At 41.9% G+C, this 26,249-nt stretch carries 23 protein-coding genes; 16 read left to right on the top strand and 7 right to left on the bottom strand.

Annotated features, from left to right (window positions below; translation table 11 throughout):
* Positions 1 to 41 precede the first annotated feature (41 nt).
* The 6 genes from AC0VX7_RS14245 (at position 42) to AC0VX7_RS14220 (ending at position 8,182) form a co-directional block, all read left to right on the top strand.
* Positions 42 to 2,618, top strand: a complete 2,577-nt coding sequence (locus tag AC0VX7_RS14245) for a DEAD/DEAH box helicase (protein ID WP_475424773.1) — start codon at positions 42 to 44, stop codon at positions 2,616 to 2,618.
* Positions 2,619 to 2,891: 273 nt separating this feature from the next.
* Positions 2,892 to 4,157, top strand: coding sequence for a LysM peptidoglycan-binding domain-containing protein (locus tag AC0VX7_RS14240; protein WP_475424772.1), 1,266 nt, complete (start codon positions 2,892 to 2,894; stop codon positions 4,155 to 4,157).
* Positions 4,158 to 4,331: 174 nt separating this feature from the next.
* The gene (locus AC0VX7_RS14235; protein WP_475424771.1) at positions 4,332 to 4,715 is read left to right on the top strand and encodes a phasin family protein; all 384 of its coding nucleotides are present in this window, start codon (positions 4,332 to 4,334) and stop codon (positions 4,713 to 4,715) included.
* 14 nt (positions 4,716 to 4,729) lie between these two features.
* Complete coding sequence (locus AC0VX7_RS14230; RefSeq protein WP_475424770.1) at positions 4,730 to 6,406, top strand: ABC1 kinase family protein; 1,677 nt, start codon at positions 4,730 to 4,732, stop codon at positions 6,404 to 6,406.
* Between the two features lie 92 nt (positions 6,407 to 6,498).
* Positions 6,499 to 7,425: a glutaminase A gene (gene glsA / locus AC0VX7_RS14225; protein WP_475424769.1), complete on the top strand. Its 927-nt coding sequence runs from the start codon at positions 6,499 to 6,501 to the stop codon at positions 7,423 to 7,425.
* A 103-nt stretch (positions 7,426 to 7,528) separates the two neighbouring features.
* The gene (locus tag AC0VX7_RS14220) at positions 7,529 to 8,182 is read left to right on the top strand and encodes a hypothetical protein (protein ID WP_475424768.1); all 654 of its coding nucleotides are present in this window, start codon (positions 7,529 to 7,531) and stop codon (positions 8,180 to 8,182) included.
* Positions 8,183 to 8,288: 106 nt separating this feature from the next.
* On the opposite strand, the gene AC0VX7_RS14215 is transcribed toward AC0VX7_RS14220, so the two are convergent.
* Both AC0VX7_RS14215 and AC0VX7_RS14210 read right to left on the bottom strand, forming a co-directional pair.
* The gene (locus tag AC0VX7_RS14215; RefSeq protein ID WP_286181261.1) at positions 8,289 to 8,663 is read right to left on the bottom strand and encodes a hypothetical protein; all 375 of its coding nucleotides are present in this window, start codon (positions 8,661 to 8,663) and stop codon (positions 8,289 to 8,291) included.
* 5 nt (positions 8,664 to 8,668) lie between these two features.
* Positions 8,669 to 9,859 (bottom strand): ParM/StbA family protein, encoded by a 1,191-nt coding sequence (locus AC0VX7_RS14210; protein ID WP_475424767.1) that lies wholly within the window; start codon positions 9,857 to 9,859, stop codon positions 8,669 to 8,671.
* Between the two features lie 201 nt (positions 9,860 to 10,060).
* Here AC0VX7_RS14210 and AC0VX7_RS14205 point away from each other — a divergent pair, with 201 nt between their 5' ends.
* The 3 genes from AC0VX7_RS14205 (at position 10,061) to AC0VX7_RS14195 (ending at position 13,156) form a co-directional block, all read left to right on the top strand.
* On the top strand, positions 10,061 to 10,828 hold the full coding sequence (locus AC0VX7_RS14205; protein ID WP_475424766.1) for a CsxC family protein: 768 nt from the start codon (positions 10,061 to 10,063) through the stop codon (positions 10,826 to 10,828).
* A 321-nt stretch (positions 10,829 to 11,149) separates the two neighbouring features.
* A complete protein-coding gene (locus AC0VX7_RS14200) occupies positions 11,150 to 11,929 on the top strand; it encodes a CsxC family protein (RefSeq protein ID WP_475424765.1) in 780 nt (259 codons plus the stop codon).
* Between the two features lie 222 nt (positions 11,930 to 12,151).
* A complete protein-coding gene (locus AC0VX7_RS14195; RefSeq protein ID WP_475424764.1) occupies positions 12,152 to 13,156 on the top strand; it encodes a hypothetical protein in 1,005 nt (334 codons plus the stop codon).
* Positions 13,157 to 13,196: 40 nt separating this feature from the next.
* Here AC0VX7_RS14195 and AC0VX7_RS14190 read toward each other — a convergent pair whose 3' ends face one another.
* Together AC0VX7_RS14190 and AC0VX7_RS14185 are read right to left on the bottom strand one after the other, a co-directional pair.
* Positions 13,197 to 14,012, bottom strand: coding sequence for a CsxC family protein (locus AC0VX7_RS14190; RefSeq protein ID WP_475424763.1), 816 nt, complete (start codon positions 14,010 to 14,012; stop codon positions 13,197 to 13,199).
* Positions 14,013 to 14,247: 235 nt separating this feature from the next.
* Positions 14,248 to 14,994: a CotY/CotZ family spore coat protein gene (locus AC0VX7_RS14185; RefSeq protein WP_475424762.1), complete on the bottom strand. Its 747-nt coding sequence runs from the start codon at positions 14,992 to 14,994 to the stop codon at positions 14,248 to 14,250.
* 195 nt (positions 14,995 to 15,189) lie between these two features.
* On the opposite strand from AC0VX7_RS14185, the gene AC0VX7_RS14180 reads away from it, so the two are divergent.
* From AC0VX7_RS14180 to hutG, 6 genes are all read left to right on the top strand, one after another.
* Complete coding sequence (locus AC0VX7_RS14180; protein WP_475424761.1) at positions 15,190 to 15,771, top strand: branched-chain amino acid aminotransferase; 582 nt, start codon at positions 15,190 to 15,192, stop codon at positions 15,769 to 15,771.
* A gap of 162 nt (positions 15,772 to 15,933) precedes the next feature.
* Positions 15,934 to 16,368, top strand: coding sequence for a hut operon transcriptional regulator HutP (gene hutP / locus AC0VX7_RS14175; RefSeq protein ID WP_215036819.1), 435 nt, complete (start codon positions 15,934 to 15,936; stop codon positions 16,366 to 16,368).
* 104 nt (positions 16,369 to 16,472) lie between these two features.
* Positions 16,473 to 17,993: a histidine ammonia-lyase gene (hutH, locus tag AC0VX7_RS14170; RefSeq protein WP_475424760.1), complete on the top strand. Its 1,521-nt coding sequence runs from the start codon at positions 16,473 to 16,475 to the stop codon at positions 17,991 to 17,993.
* 29 nt (positions 17,994 to 18,022) lie between these two features.
* Positions 18,023 to 19,684, top strand: coding sequence for a urocanate hydratase (hutU, locus tag AC0VX7_RS14165; RefSeq protein WP_475424759.1), 1,662 nt, complete (start codon positions 18,023 to 18,025; stop codon positions 19,682 to 19,684).
* Between the two features lie 102 nt (positions 19,685 to 19,786).
* On the top strand, positions 19,787 to 21,067 hold the full coding sequence (hutI, locus tag AC0VX7_RS14160) for an imidazolonepropionase (protein ID WP_475424758.1): 1,281 nt from the start codon (positions 19,787 to 19,789) through the stop codon (positions 21,065 to 21,067).
* Positions 21,036 to 21,977, top strand: a complete 942-nt coding sequence (gene hutG / locus AC0VX7_RS14155; protein WP_475424757.1) for a formimidoylglutamase — start codon at positions 21,036 to 21,038, stop codon at positions 21,975 to 21,977. The genes hutI and hutG overlap by 32 nt, the downstream gene beginning before the upstream one ends.
* Before the next feature lie 71 nt (positions 21,978 to 22,048).
* Here the strand turns inward: hutG and AC0VX7_RS14150 are convergent, their stop codons facing one another.
* The 3 genes from AC0VX7_RS14150 to AC0VX7_RS14140 form a co-directional block, all read right to left on the bottom strand.
* Positions 22,049 to 22,480 (bottom strand): spore coat protein, encoded by a 432-nt coding sequence (locus tag AC0VX7_RS14150; RefSeq protein ID WP_215036823.1) that lies wholly within the window; start codon positions 22,478 to 22,480, stop codon positions 22,049 to 22,051.
* A gap of 28 nt (positions 22,481 to 22,508) precedes the next feature.
* Positions 22,509 to 22,943 carry a spore coat protein gene (locus AC0VX7_RS14145; RefSeq protein WP_215036824.1) on the bottom strand — a complete coding sequence of 145 codons (435 nt, stop codon included), beginning with the start codon at positions 22,941 to 22,943 and terminating at the stop codon, positions 22,509 to 22,511.
* A 135-nt stretch (positions 22,944 to 23,078) separates the two neighbouring features.
* Positions 23,079 to 23,303: a spore coat protein gene (locus AC0VX7_RS14140; RefSeq protein WP_475424756.1), complete on the bottom strand. Its 225-nt coding sequence runs from the start codon at positions 23,301 to 23,303 to the stop codon at positions 23,079 to 23,081.
* 204 nt (positions 23,304 to 23,507) lie between these two features.
* Between AC0VX7_RS14140 and selB the strand changes: the two genes are divergently transcribed.
* Positions 23,508 to 25,391, top strand: a complete 1,884-nt coding sequence (gene selB, locus AC0VX7_RS14135; protein ID WP_475424755.1) for a selenocysteine-specific translation elongation factor — start codon at positions 23,508 to 23,510, stop codon at positions 25,389 to 25,391.
* The last annotated feature ends 858 nt before the right edge of the window (positions 25,392 to 26,249 follow it).

Here is a 26,249-nt window from a genome sequence, read left to right as displayed (position 1 = left end):
GTCTTAAAGCTTATATTTTACAGATTTTAAGGGGTTCAGATATGAAACAAATTGAATTGATTCATCAGCAGGCAGTGGATAACACGAAAACTAAGATAATGGATGATATCGAGAATTTTCTAGGTGAACAGGAAACTCTTCCGGAATTCAAGGAGTATCTAGATAAAAGAAGCACTTACATCAGCCAGATCTGGCTGAATGTGTGGCTTACCAAGTCTACAAATGATTTTTCTAAACGTGATAAAAAAGCATTTTTGAGTGAACGGGGATATGTGGTTGAAGGTGTCGACCGGAAGTTAATCAATAAGCTTTTCAGGAATGAAATGAGAGACTATAGACCCTTCCATACAAGGGAGTGGATCAAGTCTGTAATCGATGAGCACAACTGGGATGAACATTATAACCGTGCAAGAAAGAGGTTCCTTAAAAAAGTCGAGGAAGACCGGCTGCTTGAGAAAAAGGCAGGCATAAAGGAAAAGATTTACCAGGTTGCCCACACAGTTTTAACTGACTTCCAGGAGTCCGCGTATTTAAAAATCCGGCATGAGATGGCAAAGGAATTAAAGGCAATCTTCAATGAAAATCAAAAATTCGAGGATATCGATACATACATGCTGGAAGAAAAATTGACCGTCATTGGTTCTTTCAACCCCGATGATTACAGGACAATGGCTGACTTTTTTGATGAATTGACGGGCCAGATTCATCAAACAGCAAGCTGGGGGCGGTTTTATTTTGAATATGAGACCTACCAGTATCATTTTGAGAACAGTGTTATAAAGTATTTTACAGTGATAGCGGCTGAGGAGGTAATGAATCATCTTGACCAGCATATCCTCAGCGAATATGAGGAAGTGTTCGCGGACAAGCTTTCAGTTCCTGAGACTAAGAGAATCATTAACGACTTGGCTGATGTTTATTTAGATGGTTTTCTTATCAAGCTTCAGGAAGAGTATGTAACAGACCTATTGGCTCTAGCTGAATTAGAATTTGAAGAACGGGCGCATCTTGCGATCTATGAAAGAGACCTTGCAGAGAGGCAACGCAGAAAGGCAGAGGAGCTGGCCGAGCTTGAACGGAAAAGGGAAGAAGAAGCTCGCATGCTTGAGGACATATTCGGCAGAGAATATAATCCTTCACTGAGAAGAAATGTTAGATATATTCTGCATATAGGTGAAACAAATACAGGGAAAACCCACCATGCTTTGGAAAGAATGAAGGATGCAAGAACTGGATTGTATCTGGCACCGCTTCGTCTGCTGGCTCTTGAGGTTTATGAAAAGCTCAATGCAGAGGGCGTTCCTTGCTCGCTTAAAACAGGTGAGGAAGAAAAGCCTGTGGAAGGCGCAAACCATATATCCTGCACAGTAGAAATGTTTCACGAAAAGGAATTTTATGAAGTAGTCGTCATAGATGAATCACAGATGATCGCTGATAAGGATAGAGGGTTTTCCTGGTTTAAAGCCATTACAAAAGCAAATGCAGAGGAAGTCCACATCATCGGGAGCAAGAATATCAAGGAAATGATGTTGGGCCTTCTTGATGATGGGGTGGCGGAAATATATGAATACACTCGTGATATTCCTCTCCAGGTAGAGAATAAAGAGTTCAGCCTGAAGGATACCAAGAAAGGCGATGCACTTGTTTGCTTCTCACGAAAACAAGTGCTTGAGAATGCATCGAAACTACAGAACAACGGTCGCCAGGTAAGCATGATTTATGGAAGCATGCCGCCCGAAACAAGGAAAAAGCAAATCGACCGATTTATCAAAGGAGAAACAAGTGTGGTAGTGGCGACCGACGCTATTGGAATGGGTCTGAATTTGCCAATCAGGAGAATCGTCTTTTTGGAAAATGAAAAATTCGATGGTACGAGGAGAAGAAGGCTTACTACCCAGGAGATAAAGCAAATAGCGGGGCGTGCCGGAAGAAAAGGGATTTACAATGTCGGCCGAGTAGCGTTCACCTCGGATATTAGCTTGATGACAAAGCTGCTTGAGAAAGAGGACAAACCTGTAGAGACATTTTCCATTGCTCCAACATCGGGTATTTTTGAAAGGTTCCAAAAATATCACCGTTCACTTGCTGTGTTCTTTGAATTATGGGATAAGTTCGAGAGTCCTAAAGGGACGAACAAAGCTTCGCTGTCAGAAGAAAGAGAGCTTTATGAGTACATCAGGGATACTGAAATTGAAGCGAGACTGCCAATGATGGAACTGTATGGATTTCTTCACCTGCCTTTTTCATCAAAAGAACCTGCCCTTATTGAACAATGGCTTGAAACAATCAGAGCAATTGTCGCAGATGCAGAACTCCCGGAGCCGCCAGTCAAAACCGCCTCCCTGGAGGAACTGGAGCTTTCCTATAAAGCAATCGGTCTGCATTTGTTGTTTTTATATAAGCTTGGAAGAAAAACTGAGGCTGTTTACTGGGAAAGAGTTCGTACAGGCTTAAGCGACGATGTTCACGAATTTTTAAAGTCAGAAGTGAAAAACTATAAAAAGAAGTGCAGGCATTGCGGAAAAGGGATCCATGTTGACTCCCCATACCAGATTTGTGACTCCTGCTATTCAGCTAGAAACAGAAAAAGAGTGGACAACAGAGATCGCTGGAGGTAATCAGCTGTAAGCGGGGCTTTTATTTGGAAGCCCCGCTTCTTTTAATTTTATAAGCGTATAAAACTTTTTACACTTAGATTAGTGTCCAGTTCCAGCGCCTAGCCCCTCGAGTCGCTTCGGTCCTGCCAATGAAGTCAAAGAACGACTTCACTGTCAGGCCCTCCAGCGCTTGTCGGGGCTGACCAAGGCGCTTACGCTTTTCTAATGACAGAAGTATATAACAGCTCAATCGCCATATGATTATAGAAGGAAAAAATAAAAAGGTGTGATTAGATGGCTGTCCACGTAGTTAGCTCAGGAGAGAACCTTTGGGCAATCGCCAGAACATATGGTGTATCGATCCAAAGTATTGTCGATGTCAACGGACTTCCTTCCACTAGCTTAATCATTCCCGGGCTGGCACTCTATATCCCAGATCAACAGCCAATTACTCGTTATTATCAAATCAAGGCTGGCGATACATTATGGAGGCTTGCTTTACAGTTCAGGACGAGTGTCAGCAGCATTGTCAGTGCAAATCCGGGACTGGATCCCAACAGATTATATATTGGCCAGAACATTAATATTCCTTCACCTGTTAAGCCACGGTTTTCTACACTTGGATTCATCGTACCTGGCGCCTCTCAAACCTTTCTAACTGATTTCGAAAGAATGGCTCCCAATCTTACATTCGTTGCTGTTGCGGCCTTTACCTTTACAGCAGAAGGATATGCCTATGTGGTAGGCAATGATGCCCCTATTGTTCGTAAAAGCAAAGAATTGAATGTTATCCCCTTATTATTAGTACAAAACACCACGGCATCTGGATTCAGCAAAGAACTTGCAGGCAATGTACTGGCTTCTCCGTCTTACCGAAGGAACCTTGTTGCCAGTCTCGTGAATTTAGCAAATCAAAGAGGCTATGGCGGCATAAGTGTCGACCTGGAATTTATTCCGCCGCCGCAGAGGGAAGATTTCAATACTTTCCTCCGTGAACTAAAGGCGGGGATGGGAAATCTAATTTTACATGTAAATGTCCATGCAAAGACAGAAGATATCCCGACAAATCCAATAATCGGAGCGTATGATTATAAAACGATAGGGGAGATTGCTGACATTGTTGCGGTTATGACCATTGATTACGGATACCCGGGAGGCCCGCCTGATCCTGTTTCTCCTTTATGGTGGATCGCACTCGTTGTCAGGTATTCAATAACATTGATTCCACGTGAGAAATTGCAAATCGGTCTGCCGCTTTACGGGCATGATAAAGTCGTCTCGACCAAACAATATCGAGCACTCTCCGTGCTGGACGCACAAAATCTCGCTATTTCTACTGGTGCGGTCATCCAATATGATACCGCAGCCAGGTCACCGTGGTTCAGGTATTGGAATGGAACCGAAGAGCATATCGTCTGGTTTGAGGACATCAGAAGCTATATTGAAAAGTACAGATTGATTGATCTATATCAGCTTTATGGCGCAACCTATTGGCAGCTCAGCTTGAAAGCTCCGCAAAATTGGGCTTACTTGGATAAAGTGGATGTTATCAAACTGTGAATTTATCATTAATTGCTCCACATCTTGTATTCATTGTGAAAGTGAATGTTATCTAGTAAGAAGTAAGCATCTGTTTTCCAATAGAAACAGGTGCTTTTTTTATTTAATAAGGTGATTGCTCGCTTTTTTGGGGTATTAATAAGTAAATTGACTTATATAAGAGGAGGATCATAGATGAATAATTTTCTGAAGAGCGGCTTTCTGCTTGGACTGGGAGCAGCGGTTGCCGGTAAGGAAAAAGTAGATGAAACCATTATGAAGCTGGTTGAGAAAGGGAATATGACCCAGGCTGAAGCAGACACCATCTTTGACGACTTTTTCAAAAAGGGTGAATCGAAGAGCGGGGAATGGAATAAGGAATTCAAGGAGATGGCGAGAAAGCAGCTGACTGAGCTTGGTTTTGTCACTAGGGAAGAATTAGACACTGTGCAGGCACAGCTTGTTTTATTGCGGGAGGAAATTTCACAACTTCGAAACAGCGGATTAAATAAAGAAATTGACCAGGTTGAAAACGGAATGGAGAATATTCCGCCTGGATTTTCAAAAGACATTGATTAGCAGCGGGTGATGGAATGTTGACGGACCGATTGAGACGTTTAAATAGATATAGAGAGATAGCTTCATCATTTGTGAAATATGGATTTGGCTATGTACTGGAAGAGGTGGGGCTGTTCCATGTCCTGTCATTGAAGGACCGGATCGCTGCAGACGTAAAAAACGGAAATACAAAGGAAGCTGGTTACCGTATAAGGTGCATGCTGGAGGAATTGGGGCCCGCTTTTATAAAGCTTGGCCAACTCCTCAGCATTAGGAGTGATATGCTTCCTGAAGAGATTGTTAAAGAACTGGAACTGCTTCAGGATCAGGTTCCCCCAGTGCCTGTTGATGAAATAAAAGAAAAGCTTCACCACGAGTTTGGCAGGCCTGTTGAGGAAGTCTTCACCTATTTTAATGAGAATTATGTAGCAGCAGCGTCGATTGGACAGGTTCATGAAGCGGTACTGTCAACAGGGGAATCTGTCATGGTGAAGGTCCAGCGACCGGGCATTAAGCATACAGTCCATACAGACCTTGAAATTTTAAGGGATATTGCGAGATTGATTGAGCAGCGATATGACTGGGCTCAATATTACAATATCACTGATATGGTTGAAGAGCTGTCTGAATCAATCCGCAGGGAGCTGGATTACACAGAGGAAGGCCGTAATACGGATATGGTCCAAATGCAATTTGAAGATTGCGAATCGATAAAAGTGCCAGTTATCTTTCCTGAATACTCAACTCCACAGATTCTCACCATGGAAAAGGTCGAAGGTATCAAGCTCAACGAACTGAATACTATTGTTATTGATTATGAGGAAAAACGAATGATTGCGGATTTATTGGTAAGTGCATTCATAACCCAAATTTTAAAAGAAGGTTTTTTTCACGGTGATCCGCATCCTGGCAATATCCTATATAATCCAGAAACTCAACAGCTGATTTTTATAGACTTTGGGCAGGTAGGTCGTCTGTCAGCAAGCTTGAGGTATGATTCTGCATCAATGATGATGGGAATCATGCAGGAAGACACCCACCAGATTGTCAGGTCTATTTTCAGGATGGCCTATGTGCCTTCTGATATTGATGAACAGCATTTTTATGACCGAGTAGATGGAATCAGGAAAACGGTTGAAAGGTCGTCAAAAGAAGGTATAAGTTTAGGCTTGACGGTCAAGGAGTTGTTTGCTGCGGCACAGGAACATCGGATCATCCTGCCTAAGGAAATGACAATGATGGGGAAAGCGTTAATCACGATTGAAGGAATCATCTCTGAAATTGACCCAGGCCTGGATATGATTGAATTAGCCAAGCCTTATGGTGAACAGATTATGAGGGAGAGGTACGATCCGATAAAAATGGGCAAAAGGGTTTGGAATAAAGCCGAGGACTTATCAGATACGTTCACCAATATTCCGAATCAGGTTGAAAATGTGTTGGATCAAGCTTCCAAAGGTGATTTGAAATTTGAAATCAGCTTATCGGAAATCAATCGGATTCTTCATAAATTCGACCGGATCAGCAACCAGGTTTCCTTCAGTTTGACACTGCTTGCCTTCAGTATTGTTGTTCTCGGTCTGATTGTCGGAGCAACATTTGGCAATAATACTATACTGACAAGCGTACCGGCAATCGAAGTAGGGTTTATCATTGCATTCGGAATGTTTTTATGGATAATTTATTCTATATTGAAATCGGGACGCTTTTAATTCGTAAAATTAGGCAATGTTAACACCATTGCCCTTTTTCTGTGGAAAGATGGTTAAGAATGTTATGAACTAATGATTCGGAGGAGTTAATTATGCCTTGCAGAACTACTGATGAAATAAATGAACTTGTCCAAGAAGCAAAAAAATACACTGACGGCGGGAGGGTTGCAGACTACATTCCTGCTTTGGCAAAAGCGAATCCTGAAGAGTTGTCCGTCGCTATTTTTCATGATGACGGAACTTGTGTATCGGCCGGAGACATTCATCAGAAGCTAACTTTGCAAAGTGTTTCAAAAGTATTGACACTTGCCCTTGCCCTAATAGATTACGGGGAAGAAGCCGTTTTTGACAAAGTGGGTTATGAGCCTACTGGTGATCCATTCAATTCAATTGTTAAGCTTGAATTCAGTCCTTCGAAACCGTTGAATCCAATGATTAATGCAGGCGCACTTGCCGTTACTCATATGATCAAGGGGAAGGATGCTGATGTACGATTTGAACGGATTCTCTCGTTCATCCAGGAACTGGCAGGTAATTCTTCCATTGGATATTCACATGAAGTTGCTCAGTCTGAATATGAAACTTCAGATCTGAACAGGGCTTTATGCTATTTTTTGAAGCAGCACGGGGTTATTGATGAGGATATAGAGGAATTGTTGAAGGTGTATACAAAGCAATGCGCGATTGAAATGGACTGCCTGGATCTCGCCCGAATTGGTTGTGTGTTCGCTATGGATGGTTTGGAGCCTGTTACTAACCGACGATTGATACCTGCCCATGTGGCTCGCCTATGTAAAACGTTCATGGTTACCTGTGGAATGTATAATGCGTCTGGAGAGTTCGCTGTCAGGGTAGGAATTCCTGCGAAAAGTGGTGTATCAGGCGGGATTATGGGGTCTGTTCCAAACAGATTTGGAATTGGCATTTTAGGGCCGGCCCTTGATGAAAAAGGGAATAGCATCGGTGGGATCAAACTGCTAGAAAGCATGTCTGCAAAGTATAAGATGAGCATGTTTTAATGTATGTTAAATTTGTAAAAATTCAGACAAATATTACCCGCGTGCGTATTTGGATTCTTGATATGATAAGGAGGTGATTGATTACAATTGAAAGGAGAAAAATATGACAGTTGAACAAAAGGTAATCTCAATTCAGGAGAAATTAAAAGATTTGGCTTTTGAAGAGATTGGAGAAATATTCATTTTCAGCAGTGATTACTATGGAGCATATTTACTTGGATTAGTTGATGACTTTTTGGAAGCAGAACAGATTCCTGAAGAAATTGCCTCCGCACTGGTACCTCACTTTATTTCTTGGGCTGTGTTTTCCCACCGCCTCAGCGATGAGAAAAAGTCTATCTTTGAGTTATATCTAGACTCGCCAAGATATAAAAACAGAATGAAACCCAAAGTGCATACACTCATCAGTGAATGGATATATGCAGTTCCAGGAGTGTATTACATAAAGGAATGTCTTGGAGAAAGAGTGCTAGTACTCAATGATCTCATTCTCATGAAGGAGAGATTAGTCGGAGTATATAATGAAATATACCATCAGCCAAGGGAAAGCGATTTACTTATAGGATATCTTCTTCCCGCAGGCGATGGCACCTACTCCCCAATTATAGACTTTTTCCACATTCCTGCTATCCACAAAAAACAAGCGGCAAATAGAATCATTGAGTTCTATAATAAGGCCGAGACCACAGATTATGAATTCTTCGCCCGCGAATATCCAAAACTACTCTCAATTATTTCAAACGTACTTAAAAAGTGATGTATTTTCAATGGGAAATTGTTTCAGAACTTTAAAAAGGGTTGTTAAAACCAATCCAAAATTGAAGGACGTGTACATGAGTACCGTCCTTAATTTGAATATATAATTACCCCCCGAACGCTTCAAGGATATCTTCTACTTCCTTCATATTGAGTAATTTAGCAGCATCCGTTTGTTCTTTTATGGTTCTTGCCTTTACAGGCGGCTGGATGTGGTAGATTCCATCTTCAAGCATAGAACGAATGTCAGCGAGCTGCTGAAGGATTTCAGCAGAACCACCACTCAATACTGGCTTTGGATTTAGGTAATGGTGGAGAGCGGATAGAACAAGATGGCTCAGCGAACTGTTTTCAGCATGGTATTCGATTTGGTCCACGATTTTTGGAGAAACCGAATACGACTCACCAGTCTTGACATCAATATATCGTTCAGGGACAGTTATCGCGATCTTATTTGCATAATCCGTATAAGTGTTTGACATACCGATCATCCTTCAATGGAAATTAGTTCCTCGGTATTCTCATGTTGTTTTTTGAGTTGATTCATTTTGGCTAAAATCATGAGTCCGAAGACGTTCAATTTTTCCAGGTTTTCTGGAAAAGTCAGCTCAATCGGGCGCCCCTTATCAGCCCATCTTACTGCGGCTTCCTGTATTTGCGTTTGGGCGAGTTTTGCTGCCCCGCCAACAGCGATATAGCGGGATGCCCCTTTGATCTCACTGGAACTGCTCCTGGCGCGGTCAAAATGCTCAAGGTACTTTATAGCCATGATCCTCAATTGAGGGATCACATACTTGCTAATATCTTTCCTTACACCGGCAAAAGGTTCTACATACCATTCTGATTGGCCGGCGAATAGCTTTTCTTCTAGCTCAGACCTGGAGTCGAAGGTGTATAATTCATTCTTGCTGACTTTTTTAATGATTGTATCCAAAAACAAATTGATTCCAAAGTGGTCTCCTTCAACTGAAGCAACAGGTTTACTGTTCTTAATCCCAACGAAATCTACTGAATCACCGCCCAGGTCTCCGATGATGATTCCTTTCTTGGAATCCTTCACCAGGTGATCGTCCTTAATTGTCAGTGTATCGACGTCCCGGATCAAACCTAAATATGCACAGGCTCCTTCAGCACCCACAATCACATCCTTGATTTCAAGCTTGACAATCAGTTCTTTAGGTTCAGGAATTCCTGGCACCTTATGGAGTGTAATGGTATGGTTTCCAATCAATCGCTGCTTCAATAACTCTTTCTTCTCTTTGTATTGAGTGGTTGGAAGAGATACAGCTAATTGGTCTATACAATAGCTTAGTTCAATGTCGGTTGGATTAATGATAGAAGCATGGTAGGCTGCAGCGGCAAACAGAAGGATATATGTGCGGTCTTCGTCAGCTTTCTGATTATTGCTTGCTGTCAGGCTGACGTTTCTTTGCTTGGCAGCCGCCTTTCCAGCGTAAAAGATTTCTCTTTTGTTTGTGATCGCTGGGCTTTTTATCTCTACGATCAAATTTTCCTCGAGTTCAATATCTTCCTCGTCATAGGGCTTTTCATAAAATTCATCGTCATACAATGCAATGGCGTTTGGCATTTGGTATTCCCTCAGCTCTCCGTGATCAGAGGCCAGAACCTTATACCAGCTGTTGCCTATGTCGACTGCGAAATAATTATAATTGTTCATTTTATCCTCCTCCTTTTGAATCCTATGCAAAAGGCAAGTTCAATTGTGCAAGTACCTAATTTTTATGTAGTAAAGAATGTAAATAATGAGGAAACATTGGAAATCTGAAAAAATCCGCATTTGTGCTGATTCATTCATCTAGTCCAAAAAATCTGGCAGGAATAGGATAAATTGTACAAGAAATTAAAAGGAGGAAAAAAAATGACTAATGACCATAAAGGTAAACGTGGTTGTGTAAATGTGAATAAGTCTGCTTCTATGGCGGAATGCGAAAATGTTTCAGCTGTAGATACTGGAACGCCACTTGCCAACCTTGCAGTGACACTTGCTGATATCACTGTTAGAGATCATCTTGTTGCAGAAATCCACTTTCCTGATCCAGTTCTAGAAATTAAGGACATTAAAAAGCGAGTGAAAATCGTTCAGTGTAGGTTGCTATTAGGAACTGAGGACACATTTGATGCGGCAATAGGCATCCCACTTTTCATTAAGGGCTTCATACGCAAAAACATCCAATATGCTACGCCATGTGCTCATGCTAAAAGCGACTGTGTTTCATCTGAAATGCGCTCTTTGACTGTCGATGTTCCATTTGAATGCGTAACAATCCTTGACGCTGACCGTTTCTTAGTGCTCCCAGAATTCCCAGTATCAAATACTCGCGAAGAATTCGACTTCTTCAGGGCTCAGCCATTGGGGCATGGATTCCCTGAAAAGGATCAATTGCTATCAAGTGACCTATCTCAATTCCATCAAGTGAGCACACAAAATTATAATCAAATTCCGTTCTGTGAACTTGTATCTAGCAGCATTGTACAGTGGGATGAATCAATCGATCGCTATCCATTACCAAACAATGGACCATTCGAAGAAGGAACATTCCACAATATCGTTGAAAAAACTTTCTTGCAATTCCGTGTAAGAATTTACCAAAATCAGCAAGTTAATATCACTGATTTATTGACATAAGGTCTATGGCTCTTAGTAAGGGTAAATTAGAGATGATTGAAAAAGCATGATACCAGTTAAACCTGGCTGGTCATGCTTTTTTAGTTTATAGATTATACATATTCTTGGCCAATCCTTTTTGACAGTAAATATAGAAGTAAAAAAAGTGGCGAAAATTTTTTTGTGTTTCTTTCGGCCAGTACAACACATGTTAAATCAAGGGTTATATTGGGTACTTGCCTTGGATTCTGATCATACATAAGGGCATACGCCTAGACCCAAAAAATCATGGCGCATAGGATAAAACATCTTCACTCTAAGGAGTTTAAGGAGGAGCCATGTATGTTTGAATTAGATAAAAATAAAAAGCCTGATTTTGAGTGTAAGCCTTCAACTGATCATTTTGAGTGCTCACCTCAACATCATCATCCACATGTAAGTCTTGGAAAGGTGGTTACCAAAGTCCCTGTCGTTCTTGCTGAATTGACCCTGCATGTGAATCTGGATACGATAATTAATTTTCCAGAACCGGTGCTTGAGATCAAGGATATAAAAAAGAGAATAAAGCTGACCCAATGCAGACTGCTATTGCCGACAAATAAATTATTTATCAAAGGGTTTGTCAGAAAGAACATCCAATATGCAAGTCCGAGCCAGGAGATTGAAGCTTCCTCATCATCATCAGTAGCTTCTGACCTGCATTCATATACAGTCGATATTCCGTTCCAGGTAATAACAGAGGTAAAGAACTTCCTTTCGAAGCCGGTAATGCCTCAAGTAAACAACCGGAAGGAATTTGATTTCTTTGTCTCAAAACCTTTGTCAACGGGATTCCCGGAAAAAGATGAATTGCTTACTAGCGACTTGAGCCAGTTCCACCAGGAAAGCTCGCAGCATTATAATGAATTGCCTTTCTGCGAATTAGTATCCAGCCAAATCATTGAATGGGATGAAGCGATTGACCGTCAGCCGCTTCCTACATCTTCACCGATTGATGAAGGATATTTCCAGACAATTGAAGAGAAAATGGTCATTGATTTCACAGTACGGGTACTTCAAAATCAACAAATCCGCGTTTCATCAGCAACTAATGATCCAGATTGCTATGACGAATCAGAATAAATATTAGATAAATGGCGGGGTATTATACTAGGCAACAATAGTATATGCCCCTTTATGTTTTTACCTCTATAAAGAAAGGAGGGTAGGGATAGGTTGCAATAAAAGCAGACCCTCCCATTGAAGATGGAAAACAGAAATAGAACGTTCCATGAAATGAATCTGTTCCAGGGCAATTGGGGAAAAAATTCTGTGGATCCCAGGGGATCACAAAGTGAATCAGAGATGGAAAAAGTTTTTGAGGAAATCGATAAAGATCTTGCCGAGAATGTCAATGAAAACAGATTGCGTCCCAAAGCAAAGAGTTCAGGCATACCATTGATCCTCGCTCCTCCTGTTATTAAAAGCGTTGAAGAAAAGCCTTCTGCATCAAAAAGACGATTTACAATAGATGAGGAAGAGGAAGAATCAAGTGATTCGATGGGAATAGCTGATGATGTGGGGGAACATTTAAAAGAAGAAATTCAGGGAAGCTTTGGTGAATCCTCTGATGAAAAAATATATGAGGAGTCCAGTAGTTTCCTATATGAAGAGGAATCTGCCAATCAGTTATCAGCCATAGACGAGTCAGGTGATGAACCTCATTATTATGAAAACCACGAGGAATCAGTTGATTTTCAATATGAATCATCTGAATCATCCTCAGAACCTATGAAATTGGCTACGGCGGCTTACAGTGGAAAAAATAATAGGATAGAAATGACGAAGGTGAGACTTCCTTTACACCTGGCAGATGTAGACCTCGAAATAGATATCTTTGATACATTCAGCCTCTCAAGGCAGATGTCATCTGTTTCTAATGTAGAGTGCTCGCTTCAATCGATTGATGCTGAGGTTTTACTCCCGTCAGCCAATTTATTCACAAAAGGAATACTTCTGATAAACATTGATTATGTAAGTGCTGACAATGCAGGGACGATGCATTCACTTAAGATTCACATCCCATGGAAAAAAATCATTCCGGTAAAATGGATTCATAGGCCCGAACTATCTTCCAAAGACAGCAAGGAATACTTATTCACTTCAAGTCTTGGTATGGAAGAAGGGTGTACACGCGAATATAGTGAGAGTTTAGTAGAAAAAGTGAATTACAGTCTATCGAGTTTGCATTGCGTATGGAATGAACAATTCATTCAAAACGACCGAGTGATGATTCAGGGTACGGCAAGGATGAAAATTGATCTATATCAAAAACAATGCCTGGATTTACAAAGGCTGCTTTCACAATAAGGAAAACAGGGTGCCTCATGTGAGACACCCTTGATGCATGTTAACCTTCATGGCGTTTCATTAATTCTTTCATCCTGTCCTTCATGCTTTTTGGCTGAGGATCCATCTTATAACCTGTGTCACAGGAAGAAGATGAGGATTCTTCTTCTTTGCCGCCATAGCAATAGCCTAAGTTTACCTGCTGCTTTTGTAGCAATTTGAAGAATAAGCCAACTTCCATCTTTTCTGTGATTCGGCTAAATCGGCCCCAGTTGTCAAAATCCTTGTAAAGGTCAAGGTCATTGACAAAAGATGCAAGCAATTTGCATTCAACTGGTTCATTGTAGTATTCGTACGTATAGGCTCCTGAAGTACAATTATCAGCACCGTGTCCTTTCTTATCAATGAACCTTCTTTCATACACAGTGTTCTTTTGGCTCAGGTGTTCATAGTCAGGGTAATTGTAGACTTTAACAGCTTGACTGCAAGTAAAAGGCACATCGACACTGTAGTCCTTAAGAACCCCGCTGCATTGCTCTACATATTGGATATTCTTGTGGACAATACCGGTGATATACAGTTTAACCTTGTTATAGTCCATTGCTGAACGGATCGCCTTACATTGGGTCAGGGATACATTCCTGCGCATGTGTTTGATCTCACGTGCTGCAGTTGGAAGTTCGATGTCGCTTTCAACTTCTACCTGTAGCTCCACTTCTGCTAATGCAACATCAATGTCAGCGACTGGGTACTGAAGGTAGTTGCCATAAGGATAGTAAGAATCATTATCGCAATCAACCCGAAGCGTTTTTGCTTCATCACATGAAAGCTGTGGCGGGCAGCCATGGTTAGAATTGCAACCTGTATTTCTCTTCATATCTTTCACTCCTTTTTTTTATAATCAAAAGCAGTAAGAAACAGTAAAGGACTGCTCCTTTCTTTTGACTTACTATTTTATATGCCAGTACAACGGTAAATGAATAGACGAATGATAGAGGGCAATCACATATTTTTTTCTTTGAAAGGAAAAGTTGAGAGTTTTCGGGACAAGTGCGGATTATTTTACATAAAGGAACCCCACATAGAGCGGGGCTGTTGAGCTATTCGGAGAATTAGCGTCCAGAGCATAATAGCTTCTTAGGGTCCATCTTCTTTGCTTTTACAGGTGGGAAGCAGGTAATCCCGACAAAATCTTTTAAATCGACTTCAAAGCATGCTCCAGTCCTGACGAATCCCTCAATTCCATGGTGTTTTCCTTCACATCGTTCTGGACAGAGCAACTCGAGGATCGCACAGCATTTGGAACCTTTCGTAAAATCAACTACACGGAAGAAAGTAGACTTAATGTCATAAAAGCAGCCATTAATTTTAACGACTCCTGTACCCACGAAAGTCTCGCAGTCACCTTTGCTGCATCCGCATAATAACTTGAAAGGAATGGTATCGAAGTTTGACTGTTTACATTGATTAAGAAGTTCTTTGATTGACCGATCACAGCTTACATCACAGCCGTGTTTTTTGCGGGTAACTTCATGCTGTGCTTCATTGATATCCCTTACCTTTTTGCAAACGCAGCTGTGCGAATGATTGTCATCATGGTCTTTTTTGCAGCCACAGTCATGAAAATCGTGATCCCTGTCTTTATGTTTATCTTTGTCCTTGCGATGACCCCAATCTTTATGATCGTCCCAATCATTGTGCTTATCTTTATGCTTCCGTTTCTCCCAATCCTTTTTGTCATCCCAATCCTTGTGGTCATCCCAATCCTTATGTTTATCCATATCGCGATGCTTAGACTTTTCCTTTTTATGACCGTAATCATCGTCAGGTCGATGGTCATCTTTGTAATAATAATTCATAAAAAGCGCCTCTCCTTTCTTATAGAATGGTGATGTATTAACAGGATATGGGGAAAAGCAGTGGTTTGTATGGGGATGTGACTAGACAGACGAAATTCTTAATGAAATTTTGGGAAAACTGATAAAGAATATTTGCTATTTGCAAATTTACCATTCAATATTAATAGCAGCTAAATAAATATGGAGGCAATATATATGTTAAAAAAACAGGTGGAGAAGTATATAACAACGCTGAAGAATCCAGTTGAATTACATACTGAAGAAAAAGAATATGCACAACGTCATGGACTGCTTCATGGAGTTGAAGTAAAAGAATTAGAATCAGATGTCCGTTTTGCGGATGCTTATGTTGAAAGAGGCAACAAAGAAACTGAGGAGTTCCTAGGTGAAGAATCATTTGAGTTCCTGAATCAGCCAATTGGTTATTTTAATGAGCGAAAAAATGAATTCATGTATTTGGAATCCAAATGGTTTGATCTGATTAGCGTTGATGCCGTCAGTCTAGAAAAAGATGATGTGTTCGGAACATATGATGTCATGCTGGGACTTAAGGTGCAGAAGAAATATGAAGCTGTCATAAAAAAATACCTGGAGGAAAACCTCCATGGTGAAGGGTCTAGATATAATTTAATGTTCGATGCCAATGAAGGAATTTGGAGCCTTAATTTCCCATTGAATGGGATTGGAGGATTCAAAGAGGATTTATCTGTTAGAGAAGCTTATACTTTAATATACGGTTTTCTTTTTAGGCTGGCAGAGTCAATTGAAAATAAGTAATAAAAAGCGCCTTTTGGGCGCTTTTTCAATGCTTTAACAAGTTATCATACTACTATATTAGAATACTAAAATTTACCATATGTGTTGACAATGGCATGAAGGAAACATAAAATTAATATAAGTTATTAGTCAATAGTTAAAATTCAGAAAACGGGGTTAGTCATGAGCAAAATTGCGATTGGGAAAACAGCGGTCCTGCTTGCATCTTTTACAGAGGAAGAAATGGCTTTCTTTCAGGATACCTTAAAAGAAGTAAGCTATTGCCTTGGCAAAGTAGGATCGATGAACATGCAAAAAGTTATTTCCGCAGTGGAAACAGCTGCCAAACGCCATGGCCTCATACATCCCAATTTATACCGTGAAACCCATGCACTATACCATGCGATCATGGAAGGGATGGAGGGGGTCACGCGAGGTCATCTTTCCATTGGTGAAATGAGCCGCACTGTAGGTCTTCGCTTTGCCGTTGTCCGTGGAACACCTTTTACAGATGAAGATGAAGGAGAATGGATTGCTGTCGCTTTTTATGGAACGATTGGCGCTCCTGTAAAAGGATCTGAACACGAAACGGTTGGTTTAGGAATCAATCATATATAAAGTTGCATTGCCTATAGTCCACTAGTCAGTAGGAGGCGATGATGGTTTAAGTATGCCATTGTCGCCTCCTTTTTATTTTATCCAGAGATTTGGAGGTTACGAGAATGGTTGTTTTAACAGGTGCAACGTTAACTTTGGAGCAAATCAGGCAGGTTTGCTATCTCGACGAGGTAGTCGCTATCAGTCCCGATAGTATGAAGAAGGTTACTGAAAGCAGGGAAGCAGTAGAGAAAATCGTTGCCGACAAGCGTACGATTTATGGAATCAATACAGGATTCGGCAAGTTCAGTGATGTCATCATTAATGAACAGGATGTCAATGCATTGCAGCTAAACCTGATCAGGTCACATGCATGCGGCGTAGGAGAACCATTTCCAGAGGTCGTTTCACGTGCCATGGTCTTACTCAGACTCAATGCGTTGATTAAAGGGTTTTCCGGGATCAGACCGGTAATCGCTGAGAGGCTTAAGGAATTGCTTAACCTGCAGATCCACCCGGTTGTCCCGCAGCAAGGCTCACTTGGCGCTTCGGGTGATTTAGCGCCACTATCGCATCTGGCACTAGTACTGTTAGGTGAGGGCAAAGTTTTTTATGAGGGAAGGGTTTGTGCAACAGAAGAGGCATATAACAAAGAAGGTCTTGAGCCAATTGTATTACAGGCAAAAGAAGGTCTTGCCTTGATTAATGGAACCCAGGCAATGACGGCAATGGGTGTTGTCAACTGGATTGAAGCAAATGATCTGGCAAATCAATCAGAATGGATTGCAGCCCTTACAATGGAAGGTCTAGAAGGTGTCATTGATGCATTCCATCCCGCGATTCATGAAGCGCGCGGCTACCAGCAGCAAATGGATGTAGCGGAGCGCATGAGAAATTTACTGGCTGGCAGCAACCTGACGACTCGCCAGGGTGAAAAAAGGGTACAGGACGCTTATTCATTAAGATGTATTCCTCAGGTACATGGGGCCTCATGGCAAGCTCTTGATTATGTAAAAGAAAAGCTAGAGATCGAAATGAATGCAGCTACGGATAATCCGCTCATTTTTGACGGGGGAGAAACCGTCATTTCGGGAGGTAATTTCCACGGCCAGCCAATTGCAATCGCGATGGATTTTATGAAAATAGCTGTTGCTGAATTTGCCAGTATCTCTGAAAGAAGGATTGAAAGACTGGTAAACCCACAATTAAATGATCTGCCCCCATTCTTAAGTCCACAACCGGGACTTCAATCTGGTGCGATGATCATGCAATACAGTGCTGCGTCACTAGTTTCTGAAAATAAGACTCTCGCTCATCCTGCAAGTGTGGATTCCATCCCATCCTCTGCCAATCAGGAGGATCATGTGAGCATGGGAACGATTGCTGCCCGACATGCACACAGTATCATCCAGAACGTCAGGCGTGTTCTGGCAATTGAATGTATTTGTGCCCTTCAAGCAGTCCAATATCGTGGTGTAGAAAAAATGGCACCTAAAACAAGGAGCTTCTATGAGGACGCAAGAAAAATAGTTCCTTCTATTACTGAGGACCGAATTTTCTCTGAAGATATCGAAAGACTTGCAGAATGGCTAAAAAAAAATAGACGCCAGTGGACAGCTATAAAAAATCAGGAGAGCCTGGTTTAAAAACTAAAAAATTGAGGAGTGTGGAAACAATGGCAATCGAAGCAAAGCGAAATATTAAAGCAAAAAAGGGTCTTGAACTGGAATGTAAAGGCTGGGAGCAAGAAGCTGCGTTAAGAATGCTTTATAACAATCTTGATCCAGAGGTCGCTGAAAAGCCGGAGGATCTAGTTGTATACGGTGGAATTGGCAAAGCTGCACGGAACTGGGAGGCATTCGACGCAATTGTTAATACGCTGCGCAGGCTGGAAAATGATGAGACAATGCTCGTCCAGTCAGGCAAACCTGTGGCAGTATTCAAAACGCACAAGGCTGCACCAAGAGTGTTAATATCGAACTCCGTATTAGTTCCTAAATGGGCGAATTGGGACCATTTTCACGAACTCGATAAAAAAGGCTTGATGATGTATGGGCAAATGACTGCGGGGAGCTGGATTTACATTGGTTCTCAGGGAATCCTGCAGGGGACATATGAAACATTTGCCGAGGTTGCGAGACAGCACTTTGGAGGCACATTGAAAAATACTATTACGTTGACAGCTGGATTGGGAGGCATGGGTGGAGCGCAGCCTCTCGCGGTCACGATGAACGATGGGGTGTGTATAGCAGTTGAGGTCGATCCAGAACGGATCAAAAAGCGAATTGATACCCGATATTGCGACCGGATGACACATTCAATCGATGAAGCCATTGAGTGGGCAAAGGAAGCCAAGCATAAAGGAGAAGCCCTATCAATCGGTCTGGTTGGAAATGCAGCCGAAGTCCATCTTGAATTATTGTCCAGGAATTTTAAAGTGGATATTGTTACGGACCAGACATCTGCTCATGATCCGTTGAATGGATATATTCCCGTTGGTCTTACTTTGGAAGAAGCAGCTAAACTTCGTGTGGAAAATCCTGAAGAGTATGTAAAGCAATCATCTTTCTCAATGGCTAAGCACGTCGCTTCCATGCTTGAATTCCAGCGGAGAGGCTCAATCACATTTGATTACGGCAATAACATTCGTCAGGTTGCCAAGGATCATGGGGAGGAGCATGCTTTCGATTTCCCTGGTTTTGTTCCTGCTTATATCAGGCCCCTGTTCTGTGAAGGAAAAGGACCATTCCGCTGGGCAGCTTTATCAGGAGACCCGGCTGATATCCACCGGACAGATGAACTGATCAAGGAACTTTTTCCGGAAAATGAAGCCCTTCAGCGCTGGATTGACATGGCCCAGGAAAAAGTGGAATTCCAGGGTCTGCCTTCACGGATTTGCTGGCTAGGCTATGGTGAGCGAGTGAAAATGGGATTGGCAATCAATGAACTCGTTCGAAAAGGTGAATTGAAAGCGCCGATCGTAATTGGACGCGACCATCTAGATAGTGGGTCCGTTGCCTCTCCAAATCGCGAAACAGAAGCAATGAAAGACGGCAGCGACGCAGTCGGTGACTGGGCGATCCTCAATGCACTAGTCAACGTGGCAGCTGGTGGCTCCTGGATCTCTGTCCATCATGGCGGCGGAGTTGGCATGGGATATTCGCTTCACGCAGGAATGGTCGTAGTGGCAGATGGCACAGACCTTGCTGAAGAAAGACTTAGAAGAGTACTGACTACAGACCCAGGCATGGGAGTAGCCCGCCACGCAGATGCAGGCTATGATAAAGCCATTGAAACAGCGAAAGAAAAAGGCGTCGACATCCCGATGCTCCCTTAAAATGTAAAGAGACGGTGTTTGGACTGATAGAGACCAAACATGGCCCGTTTTGCAACAACTTAAACTATTGGACTTAAATATAGAAAGAAAGGGTGGAGAAGATTGACATATGATTTATTAGTACACAATATTGGCCAGCTTATTTTACCCAAAGGCTCTGATAAGCCATTGAAGGGGCAGGAAATGAAAGAGCTGAACATAATTGAAAACGCAGCAATAGGAATCTTGGATGGGAAAATAGCCTGGCTTGGATCGAATGCTGAAGCCGAATCACTAAAGGCTTCTGAAAGAATTAATGCCCAGGGAAAAGTCGTTTCCCCAGGTCTTGTTGATCCTCATACTCATCTGGTTTTTGGGGGATCTCGTGAACATGAACTATCCTTGAAGCAAGCTGGAGTCCCTTACCTAGAGATCCTCTCACAGGGAGGCGGGATTTTATCGACTGTAGGATCCACTAAAAAAGCCACAGAGGAAGAATTGTTTGAAAAAGCATCCTTCCATCTGGAGAGAATGATTTCTTACGGAGTTACGACTCTGGAAGCTAAAAGTGGATATGGCCTGGATGCTGATACAGAGCTCAAGCAGCTTAGGGTGGTTCAAAAATTAAAAGAAAAGTACCCTGTTTCTGTTGTATCGACATTCCTTGGCGCCCACGCTGTTCCTCCCGGTTTTAAAGGGAAAGAGGATGAATTCCTGGAAGAAATGTCCCGGCTTTTTGATGATATTAAGGAAGGCCAACTTGCTGAATTCGTGGATATATTTTGCGAAACAGGTGTTTTTACCATTGAACAGTCAAGGATGTTTTTGCAGCAGGCAAAGGAAAAGGGATTTGGCTTGAAGATTCACGCTGATGAAATTGATCCGCTTGGCGGTACTGAACTTGCCGTGTCATTAGGGGCAGCAAGTGCAGACCATCTGGTTGCCGCCTCTGATGAAGGAATTAGACAGCTAAGCGAAGGAAATACAGTAGCTGTTCTGCTTCCTGGAACGACATTTTACCTGGGGAAGGACCATTACGCCCGCGCAAGAAAAATGATTGATGAGGGGGCGGCCGTCGCTTTGGCGACAGATTTCAACCCTGGAAGCTGTGTAACAGAGAACCTGCAGATGATTATGTCACTGGCTGCATTAAAGCTTAAAATGTCAGCGGAAGAAATCTGGAATGCGGTCACAGTCAATGCTGCCCATGCAATCGGAAAATCCTCAGAGGCAGGGACATTAGAAGAAGGGCGCTCAGCTGATTTCGTCATCTGGGATGTGCCTAACTATAAATATATCCCGTACCACTTTGGCGTGAATCACGCACAAAGTGTTTACCATTCTGGTGAAAAACTTTGGGAAAGGACTCCTTATGGTGAAATTCAGTTATCTCCAGCCAGGTAAGCCTGCAGTTTTCAAGGACCGATTTGTCACAAAGGTCAATGAGTGTCTTATACCTTATTCTGGAGGTGAGAAAGGGGAGATCGGCATAATCGGTCTTCCATTCTCTAAAACATCCATTTCTTTATCACAGGCTTCAGATGCACCGAAAACAATCAGGGCAAGCATGAGTTCATTCTCCACTTTTTCAGGTGAAAAAGAGAAAGATTACAAGGGTATTAGCATCATTGACTTTGGCGATGTGAATACCCATCCAACTGATTTGGAGGAATCCATCGAGAGATTGCATGTCAGTGTTAGGGAGATGCTTGAAAAGAACGCCTGTCAACGGTATATCATGCTTGGAGGAGACCATGGGGTCAGCTATCCTTCGATACGCGCTTTCAAGGAACATTACGGTGAAGTAGGGGTTATTCAATGGGATGCTCATCATGATGTAAGGAATCTTGATGATGGGGGACGGACAAATGGCACACCATTCCGAAGTCTTATTGATGGTGGTCACTTAAAAGGTGAGAACCTTGTCCAAATTGGGATTCGTGACTATGCGAATGCGAAGGAATATCATGATTTTACAAAAGAAAAAGGGATCTCTGTCTATACAATGGAGGATATAGAGATGACAGGTATCATCCCTATTATAAAAATGGAATTGAAAAGATTATCTGAATTAGTAGATATAATATACTTATCTGTTGATATGGATGTCGTTGACCAGGCTTTCGCGCCAGGTTGCCCGGCAATTGGACCGGGTGGCATTACAAGCAGGGAATTGCTTGCAAGCATTACGACTGCTGCCTCCCATAAAAAAGTGAAGGCGATGGATATCGTAGAAATAGATCCTTCCAAAGACTTCCGCGATATGACAAGCAGGCTGGCAGCTGCCGCTATGATTCGTTTTATGTACAATTGACACTCAATTTTAAATGCCTGCAGACATTCTTGTCTGCAGGCTGAACTTTTTTAGGTGTAAACTCTAGAATATTATCCTATATCTAGCTTCGCTACCAGGGTAACTAGAATTTGAAGGAGCGCCTGGATATTCACAGCGACATCAGTATCTGTTGTTTTGACTTCTACATGTTTTGAACCTTCAATAATTGTTTTTTGCGTATTTCGCTGCTTCGTTTTGATTACTTGTTTGATTTCGTTGACAACGGCATTGCCTTTATTAGTATCCCCAATTGCAATGCTGATGACAGCAGCAATTGCGGCCTGAAGACCAAGTTGCAGGGAGATAGCCGCCTGAGTATCAGTTGTATGAACATCGATGCATTCTGAATCCTTGATGATAATCCATTCGAAAGACTGTTGCTTTGTGACCAGCTTTTGATCAGCTTCCTGTGTCACATCAGCCTCATTTCCTTTTCCAGTATCACAATGATCCAACGCTCTCCACTTTTTTTCTTTGCTCATCCTTTTCACCTCTTTCAAGATTAATAGATTACAGAATGTCCAATTCAGCAACAAGGGCAACCAAAACCTGCAGTAATGCCTGAACATTTACTGCTATATCTGTATCAGTTGTAGTGACATTGACATCTTTGGAATTATTGATGATGATTTTTTGTGTGTTAGATTGTTCAGTTCCCATTTCCTGAATTAATTGTTGGGAGACGTATTGGCCTTGGTCAGAGTCACCAATTGTGATGCTGATGACTAATGCGATAGCTAACTGAAGGGCAACCTGCAGTGAGACCGCAGCTTGTGTATCGGTAGTGTGAACCTTGATGTTACAAGAGTCTTTAATCCAAATTAATTCATCAGAATCCTGCTCCGTATACTCCAACTGGTTTGCCTCTTGCTCCACATCCGCTTTTTTCTTGCAGCTTTTACCAGAATGATGTGGCCTATGGTGATCATGATAATAGTTTGACATTGCTTTCACTCCTTTTATTCTAGTATGGAATATCTTATTAATAAAACCTCTGGATAGCTTGTGTATATACCCTAAATAGAGTCCCATTTTGAAAAAATAGACACCCATTTATTAGGGTGCCTAGGGATATGTCTATTATCTTTTATCGGAGTCTTTATTAGCCTTGCTGTTTGCATTGACAAAAGACTCCACTTGCTTGCTTAGATCTTCAACTAATTCTTTGATTGCCTGTTTTTTATCATCAGTGATCTTTTCCTTAATATCCTTTTTGCTAATTCCGTTTTTCTGCAAGATGTCTGTTACAAACAAGTCAACTAGACTATTGGGGATTGGGTTGTTTTTTTGATTTTTGTCGCTCAATATAATCACTCCCTGTAAATTATTTCGTCTTATTAAGATATGAATGCGAATTAAATATGGACAGGGCGGTAATCTTGACTTGAGAATATTCTTTAATTTAAAGCATGTTTCTGTAGAAATATAATTGTCTAATTTTCGTTGCTTGAACTATTTTGTTTTTAAAGTTAGAGTTATTTTATACATAATAAAAGAGGGTGTCAGCATTTGAGCAAGAGGTATTTTACCATTGGAATGGCAGGTCATATTGACCACGGGAAAACGTCGCTGACCAAGGCGTTGACAAACGTGGATACGGATCGCCTGAAAGAAGAAAAAGAGCGGCAAATTTCAATTGAACTTGGCTTTGCACCATTATATGAGGATGAGGAACTGCAAATTTCCGTTGTCGATGTCCCGGGTCATGAGCGCTTTATCCGCCAAATGATCGCTGGCGTTGCAGGAATTGACCTTGTAGTACTAGTGGTTGCTGCGGATGAAGGTGTTATGCCTCAAACAAGGGAACATCTTGATATACTAGGTTTCCTAGGAATAGGTTCGGGTATTATTGCGATCACAAAGATTGACAGAGTTGAAGAAGAATTCGTTGAACTTGTTAAAGATGATATCTTAGGCGAACTTGAAGGGACAGTCTTTGAGAATGCCCCTTTTATGATGGTCGATAGTTTATCTAAAAAAGGAATCAATGAATTAAAAGAAATAATTATAGAAACGCTGAAAGAGCAAGAGATGCGTGATGCAAAAGGAGCCTTCCGACTGCCGATTGATCAGGTATTTACTGTTAAGGGGCAAGGTACCGTTGTCAGAGGTACTGTTTACGAAGGGACGGTCGAAGAGGGCCAGCTTTTAAAAGTCTTGCCTTCCGGGCTTGAAGTGAGAGCACGTCAGTTGCAGGTGCATCATAAACCAGCAAAAACGGCTTTCGCAGGGCAGCGAGCAGCCATCAATCTATCGGGCGTTTCGAAGGATGATTTAGAACGAGGCGAAGTACTTGTTTCGTCTGAACATTTCATTGTAACGAATACGATTGATGTCGCAATCAGGGTTGTAGAGGATCTAGAACATCTGGTAAAACAGAGAACCCCAATTAAGTGCCATATTGGTACCGCCGAAGTAATGGGGCGAATTGTATTTTTTGACAGAAATGAACTAAAAGAAGACAACGGGGAAATCCTTTGCCAGCTCCGTCTGGATGAAAAAATCGTTACCAAGCGAGGAGACCGATTCATCGTTCGCCGGCCTAGTCCGCAGGAAACGATTGGCGGCGGTTGGGTAATTGACCCGCGTGGAAATAAATATCGATTTGGCCAGCAGACTATTGAAGAGTTGGAGAAAAAGAAGGCGGGTACACCAATTGAACGAATTAATGCCGCTTTATATGAAGCGAAGAGTTTATCTGTCGAAGAACTGATTAAACGAACTGCTCTTGATGAAGGATCGATTTTGACCAATCTGAACGATGACCAGTTTGTCCAGATTTCGAATAAGGAATACGCCCTTGTCTCAGTTGTCGAACTCATTGAAGAGGATATCAAGGACCGGCTGGAAGATTACCATCAGGAAAACCCTATGAGAACAGGGATAAACAAAGCCGAGCTGCTTCAGTCACTGCAAAAATCATTTTCTAAAAATTTGCTTGAATTCATTATCGATAATGGTATCAACAAGGGCTTATTTCTAAGGAAAGAACAGTATATTTACCTGGCAAGCTTCGTTCCTCATGTCCCGAAAAATTGGGTGAAGCGGACAGAGAATATGCTTAATGAACTTAAGGCAGATGGCCTAAAAGTTGCTTACCTGAATGATTATATAAAAAATGCCGGCATCCCGGACTCCATAGCAGTTGAGTTGAAACGCTTCCTTGAAGACCAGGGTGAAATTGTCCCTTTAGATGATCAATATGCCTGGTACGGCGCTCATTTTGCGGATGCGGTTGATAGGCTAAGAAAACATACAGGAGATGAGTTTGAGGTACCCCAGGCTAAGGAAGCAGTGGAGTTATCGCGGAAATACATGATTCCTTTCCTGGAGCGTCTCGATGCACTAGGATATACACGAAGAATTGAGAACAAGAGGGTATGGAGGAAATAATCCTATCAAATGGATTATTGAACGGTGCAGTTCTTGCACGCAGCCCTAAACATGGGTATAGACTTCGGACAAATTAGAAGAAAACCAAGGGGATTTTGTCCGAACCAAGTGTACTTCGGACAAATTAGAAGAAAGCCAAGCGGATGTTGTCTGAACATGAGTGTACTTCGGACAAATTAGAAGGAATGCAACGGGATTTTGTCCGAACATGAGTGTACTTCGGACAATTTTGAAGGAATGCAACGGGATTTTGTATGAACATGAGTGTACTTCGGACAAATTAGAAGGAAACAATGAGGGTTTTGTCTGAACAGGGGTAGACTTCGGACAAATTAGAAGGAATGCAACGGGATTTTGTCCGAACATGAGTGTACTTCGGACAAATTAGAAGGAAACCAAAAGGATTTTGTCTGAACAGGGGTAGACTTCGGACAATTTTGAAGGAATTTAACGAGGTTTTGTCCGAACATGAGTGTACTTCGGACAAATTGGGTGAAAACCAACAGGGATTTGTCCGAACAGGGGTAGACTTCGGACAAATTAGAAGGAATGCAACGGGATTTTGTCCGAACAGGGATAGACTTCGGACAAATTAGAAGGAATGCAACGGGGTTTTGTCCGAAAAGGGGTAGACTTCGGACAAATTAGAGAGGAACCAACAGGATTTTGTCCGAACAAGGGTAAACTTCGGACAAATTAGAAGGAACGCAACGGGGTTTTGTCCGAACTTGACCAGACTTCGGACAAATTAGAAGGAATGCAACAGGATTTTGTCCGAACATGACCAGACTTCGGACAAATTAGAAGGAATGCAACGAGGATTTGTCCGAACCCGAGTATCCTTTAAACAAATTCGAT

It is taken from the genome of Mesobacillus sp. QJM3NY_10, from assembly GCF_056173465.1.
Note: the sequence above shows the minus strand (reverse complement) of the source record. Positions and strands in the feature narration are given on the sequence as shown.

Bases quoted from the DNA above. Each gene is read 5' to 3' on its own strand.
- AC0VX7_RS14245 (WP_475424773.1), top strand. From the start codon at position 42: ATGAAACAAATTGAATTGATTCATCAGCAGGCAGTGGATAACACGAAA.
- AC0VX7_RS14240 (WP_475424772.1), top strand. From the start codon at position 2,892: ATGGCTGTCCACGTAGTTAGCTCAGGAGAGAACCTTTGGGCAATCGCC.
- AC0VX7_RS14235 (WP_475424771.1), top strand. From the start codon at position 4,332: ATGAATAATTTTCTGAAGAGCGGCTTTCTGCTTGGACTGGGAGCAGCG.
- AC0VX7_RS14230 (WP_475424770.1), top strand. From the start codon at position 4,730: ATGTTGACGGACCGATTGAGACGTTTAAATAGATATAGAGAGATAGCT.
- glsA (WP_475424769.1), top strand. From the start codon at position 6,499: ATGCCTTGCAGAACTACTGATGAAATAAATGAACTTGTCCAAGAAGCA.
- AC0VX7_RS14220 (WP_475424768.1), top strand. From the start codon at position 7,529: ATGACAGTTGAACAAAAGGTAATCTCAATTCAGGAGAAATTAAAAGAT.
- AC0VX7_RS14215 (WP_286181261.1), bottom strand. From the start codon at position 8,663: ATGTCAAACACTTATACGGATTATGCAAATAAGATCGCGATAACTGTC.
- AC0VX7_RS14210 (WP_475424767.1), bottom strand. From the start codon at position 9,859: ATGAACAATTATAATTATTTCGCAGTCGACATAGGCAACAGCTGGTAT.
- AC0VX7_RS14205 (WP_475424766.1), top strand. From the start codon at position 10,061: ATGACTAATGACCATAAAGGTAAACGTGGTTGTGTAAATGTGAATAAG.
- AC0VX7_RS14200 (WP_475424765.1), top strand. From the start codon at position 11,150: ATGTTTGAATTAGATAAAAATAAAAAGCCTGATTTTGAGTGTAAGCCT.
- AC0VX7_RS14195 (WP_475424764.1), top strand. From the start codon at position 12,152: ATGGAAAAAGTTTTTGAGGAAATCGATAAAGATCTTGCCGAGAATGTC.
- AC0VX7_RS14190 (WP_475424763.1), bottom strand. From the start codon at position 14,012: ATGAAGAGAAATACAGGTTGCAATTCTAACCATGGCTGCCCGCCACAG.
- AC0VX7_RS14185 (WP_475424762.1), bottom strand. From the start codon at position 14,994: ATGAATTATTATTACAAAGATGACCATCGACCTGACGATGATTACGGT.
- AC0VX7_RS14180 (WP_475424761.1), top strand. From the start codon at position 15,190: ATGTTAAAAAAACAGGTGGAGAAGTATATAACAACGCTGAAGAATCCA.
- hutP (WP_215036819.1), top strand. From the start codon at position 15,934: ATGAGCAAAATTGCGATTGGGAAAACAGCGGTCCTGCTTGCATCTTTT.
- hutH (WP_475424760.1), top strand. From the start codon at position 16,473: ATGGTTGTTTTAACAGGTGCAACGTTAACTTTGGAGCAAATCAGGCAG.
- hutU (WP_475424759.1), top strand. From the start codon at position 18,023: ATGGCAATCGAAGCAAAGCGAAATATTAAAGCAAAAAAGGGTCTTGAA.
- hutG (WP_475424757.1), top strand. From the start codon at position 21,036: ATGGTGAAATTCAGTTATCTCCAGCCAGGTAAGCCTGCAGTTTTCAAG.
- AC0VX7_RS14150 (WP_215036823.1), bottom strand. From the start codon at position 22,480: ATGAGCAAAGAAAAAAAGTGGAGAGCGTTGGATCATTGTGATACTGGA.
- AC0VX7_RS14145 (WP_215036824.1), bottom strand. From the start codon at position 22,943: ATGTCAAACTATTATCATGATCACCATAGGCCACATCATTCTGGTAAA.